The sequence below is a fragment of the Frankia sp. CeRuru1 genome (genome assembly GCF_977966315.1).
Genome location: NZ_CDWWEW010000405.1, coordinates 1 through 4,367, shown reverse-complemented (window position 1 = coordinate 4,367; position 4,367 = coordinate 1). Strand labels below are relative to the sequence as shown.

The 4,367-nt window shown below is 65.2% G+C and carries 2 protein-coding genes and 1 pseudogene; all 3 read right to left on the bottom strand.

Translation table 11 applies throughout. The features are described from left to right. A pseudogene (locus tag AC08OP_RS21385) lies at positions 1-736 on the bottom strand (hypothetical protein); the annotation flags it as partial. 599 nt (positions 737-1,335) lie between these two features. Continuing rightward, entirely contained in the window at positions 1,336-1,818 is a 483-nt protein-coding gene (locus AC08OP_RS21380; RefSeq protein WP_476615816.1) for a hypothetical protein, read from the bottom strand. 26 nt (positions 1,819-1,844) lie between these two features. Further along, positions 1,845-3,587, bottom strand: a complete 1,743-nt coding sequence (locus tag AC08OP_RS21375; protein WP_476615815.1) for a hemopexin repeat-containing protein — start codon at positions 3,585-3,587, stop codon at positions 1,845-1,847. Positions 3,588-4,367: the final 780 nt, after the last annotated feature.

Below are 4,367 nucleotides of genomic sequence, written 5' to 3'. Positions count from 1 at the left end.
CGCGTAGCAGAAGCACGGCCTCGGCGCCGTCGAGGCCCCAGCGGGCTCCGGTGATCTCCATGCGGTCCTCGACGAGCCACTTCGCCGTTCCCTCGATGAGACCGGTCGCGATCGGCCAGCCGGCGGCGAGGAACGCGGGATAGTCGAGGTAGTCCTGTTTGTTCTCCAGGTAGGTGGCGCACTCGTCCGCGCCGGCGCGTTCGGCGGCGGTGTAGTCGAACCGGGTGGCGCGGCGGCGGATCCCGATGCGCACGTCGCGGTGGCGGCCCCGCAGGAGCTTGTCGGTCTGCTCGGCGACCCAGTCGCGGGCGGCGGGGTCGTTCTTGTAGAAGAAGCAGTCGGCCGCCCGCCAGAGGTAGTGGATCACGTGGAGCAGGTCGATCAGGATCGTGATCTTCTTGCCGCGGACAGCGGCGAGCGTGAGCGCGGTGTCGATCTGGTGGCGGTTGCCGTCGGCGTCGGCGTCGACGACGTCGGCGCGGGGCGCTTCCCGCGCCGCCTCCAGGTCCAACTGGCCCTGCAGGCACAGCCGCGCGAACTCCAACGCGTCCCGGTAGAGCCGTTCCTCACGCACGTCGTGGGTCAGGCCGCGGACCTCGTCCGACCTCGACCAGGCGATCATCGCCATCGCGTGCGCCAGGGCCTCGGCGAACAGATCGTCCTGCTCGACCACACCCGGCTGCATGCCCTCGGCCCCGACCGGGCGGGGCTGTGGGATGCTCGCGTCCACGGCCACCGATCTCCTCTCCTCGTGATCTCACACGCCACAAAGAGTGGAGACGGTGGCCTTTCCATGCACGCACCACCGCGCCACCACACCGCCACAGACCACACCGGATCCCGGCAGCAGGGCCTCTACCTGCGGATATGCCTCGGCAACCTATCCTCATGTACCCCGAGTACCGAAAGCCCCCAACCATCCAGAACGTCAGGACCCGGACAGAGATCAACTACCTCTATCGGAGCCGCACCCCTCGGGGATGACGGCGTGTTCGATCAGGTGGATAGGGATTCTGCGATCTCCCAGGCGATCGCTTCGAACTGGGTGTCGTGCTGAGCGTGGCCCCAGAGCGCGTCGTCGACGCTGCGGATGAAGCCCCAGGCGTGAGCTTGTGTCCGACGCCGCAGGCCGGTGGGCCGGCCACGGCCCGGATGGGGCAGGAAACGGACAAGACGACGATTTTTAATTACGCGGCACTAGTACTACAGCAACACCTCTCGGCGTGTCGGAGGCAACACGCCGATGCAGGACTCCGCCCCACCAGCAAGCCGTCAGCGAAGGCGCAGGTCACAGCGCTGACACATTTGCCGATCATGGCAACTGTTGCTGTAGTACTAGTCGACTCGGTAGGTGACGTAGTAGTACGAGCTCTCCACGTCCGACTTCGCGAGTTTGGCGATTTCGCCCTGTCCCTGTTCCGACTCGAACATCGTGATTGACCCGAGCAGGTCGTCGTCGGAAGAGGAGTCATAATCCCACAGGGAGATGTTCAGCGAGTAGTCGACAGCTACCTTGACTTGAGGCGTCTGCGACTGACCAGCCTGCATGTCGATGGTTGTGCCGCCTCCTGGCCAGATGGCGTTGTCCAGCCCACCCGCGGTGTCGACGGTGAGGTAGAGGTTGTCCGGGTCGGATCTGGCGGAGTCGATCGCGCCGATCACTCCGGGCAGCATCCGGACGAAGTGCTCCAGCGGTGCACCTAGCTGACCGAGCGCAAGGGACGGAGCCAGCCCGGCAAGGGCGTTGTTCACTTCGAAGTCGGTCCCGGTGGCCTGCCGAAGACACCAGACGTTGAGCACTGTCGCGGTTGCGGACATGGCGTTCTCCTTCAGCATCAGACCGCTCAGAGAAGCGGCACGACAATCGTGTTGGTGGTGAGGATAACCGGTCGCTGCACACTGATAGCGATGCCTGGTACGACGAACGGCCGCAGGTCCTGGCCGGTGCTGTCCTTCGGGACGTAGGTGGTGGACACACCCTTGACTTCACGGACGCTGTCGCCGTCGCGCGTCACCAGATCCCGGGGCTGTCCGGTCACATCGACGATTCCCTGGGCGGCGCCGACGAGATTGACTAGCACCCGTTCGCGCAGTGCGCTGTCCGCGAGGACGTCCGCGAGCAGGGCGGCGGCGTTCCGCAGTGGTTCGGTCCTGGCCTGGTCCGGTGTGCCGTTCAGGAACGTGAGTTTCAGGTCCGAGAGCGACAGCAGGACGATGAATTCCTGGGTCAGCTGAACGATGGCGAAGTTCACCGAGTCAGGGTTGTTCGAGTTGTCGAAGGTGTAGACGAGCTCAGTCTCGGTCGTCACCTCGATGGTGGAGGTGACCGACTCGATCGAGGTGACTTCCTTGTTCGTCTCCATCGTGCGGCTCGAACTATTGGACAACTCGTTGCTCATCGAGTGGGCGAATCCCTGACGCACGTCCTGGGTGCTGCCCTGGAAGCCGACATCGACCTCGGCCTCACCACCGAGCCCTGTCCAGTTCGCCTCGCCTCGCGCCGACATCTTGCCCTGGTAGCCGTAGTCCTGCTGGCTGAAGGTGCTCGATGAGTCAGCGTTGGTCTTGTCGGCGACCTCGTCGATCGCTCGCTGGGACGTACTCTCCAGGATGTTCCGCTGGGACTCGCTGGCCCGGATAGTGTTGATCTTTGTGACGATCTTTGACTCCTGTTTGGCCCCACCTGCGAGACCGATGGTGGCCAAGGGCTCGCCTCGCCCGGTCTGTCCGAGGAACCGGTGCAGTGTGTAGTGCTCCTCAAGGAAGAGCTGAGGTCTGGTCAGGAATCGTGCCAGCGCCGGCCGCTTCTCCGTGACGAGCCGAGGCTGCCCGAGTACCCGGTCCTGCTTAAGGTCATAGGCGAGGTACTGCTCGCCGCGCAGGAAGTAGATCGTCGTCGACTCGTTCGGCGGGGCGCCGTAGAAGGCGAGGTCGATCCGGTCGAAGTCGGCCGGCCAGGTCCCCTGCCCCCAAGCGGTCGCGATGGGTGTGGGCTGTACGTCGACCATGCTGGTGTTCATGTCGTACCGGATGTACTCCGAACCCTTGAACAGCCAGGCCTTGCCGTCGTACTTCTCCGTCACACCATGGATGGCCGCGTCGATGCCTTCGGTGAACGGCGGTGTGACACCGCCCCAGGTCCCCGCGATCGGTTGCGGAGCTCCGCCGACCTTCTGCACACGCTGGTCGTACCCGATCCACTCGTCGCCGGCGAAGAAGTAGTACCAGCCGCTGAACTTGCCCGTCCCTTGGACCGCCGCGTCGAAGCCGGCGGAGAACTTGGCGGGCCAGCCCGGCCAGTCGCTCATCGGCCGCCAGGGCTCCGGGGAGGCGGCGCCGTCGATGAGCGCCGTGTAGCTGCCGCCCTTGAAGAACCACACCCGATCCGACCACTGCCCGATCCCGCGCAGGGCGGTGTCGAAGACGCGCCCGGTCGAGCCGTGCGCGTCCGCGCTCCGTCCGCCGACAGCCGGCTGGAAGTCCTCGGGCCTCAGACCCAAGGAGACGAAGACCGGATGCAGGTTGGTGGCACGCACAGCCTCAAGCGTCATCGAGGTGACGAGCGGGCGCAGTGCGGAGGCTTCCATCGCGAAACTGTTCTCCTGGTTCTCATGGAAGGGTCTTCGGGGCTTGATCCGCCCAGGGGCCCCCGGACTGCATGAGCATCCTGGCTGGTGCGGTGGGTGGCGGGTGGTGGTCTGAGGATGTGCCTCGTGCGACTGATCGCCACCGCTGGCCTGGCCACGGATGCCCCGGATGAGGGAAGCGGAAGAATGTTGCGGAGCTGGTGGGATTTTCTCGACCGATAGCCGAAAAACCGGGTCGCTGACACCACCCCTCCACAAACGTCCGTTCGTGTTAACCATCGCGCCAGGGCATGGGGCTTGAGCGCAGCGGTACGGCGTTCAGTTCGTTGACCAGCGTCGGATCATCAGCGAGTAAGACGCGGTGCTAGCGGAGAAGGTTGCGGGCGCTGAAGAGGCCTCGTCAACTTTCTGGTCAGCTGGTCAGATGTGCCCCGTTGAGACAGCCCCCGCGCTGTCCTCACGGCAGGATCATCGACTGTTCGGCGCCGCCATGTCTTGATTTTCGCGATACTGGGACTACTGAACTATCGCGGCAAGCAGCCAATTTTCTGCGGTAACACCCCCGGTGACCTGCGTCGATGCGGTCGCTGGACGGGGCCGACTCCGCGTGCTTTTCTGCGACAGACGCAGGAGGGGGCTGCCATGGGCGTGGTGCGGGCACTGGGGCGGCCCTCGGAGGCTCCGACGGTGGGCGAGGCGGTCGCCGCGTTCCTGGCCACGTTGGATCATCCGGAGACGGCGGGCACCCGGCGGGTGTACGCCTCGACCCTGCGCCCGCTA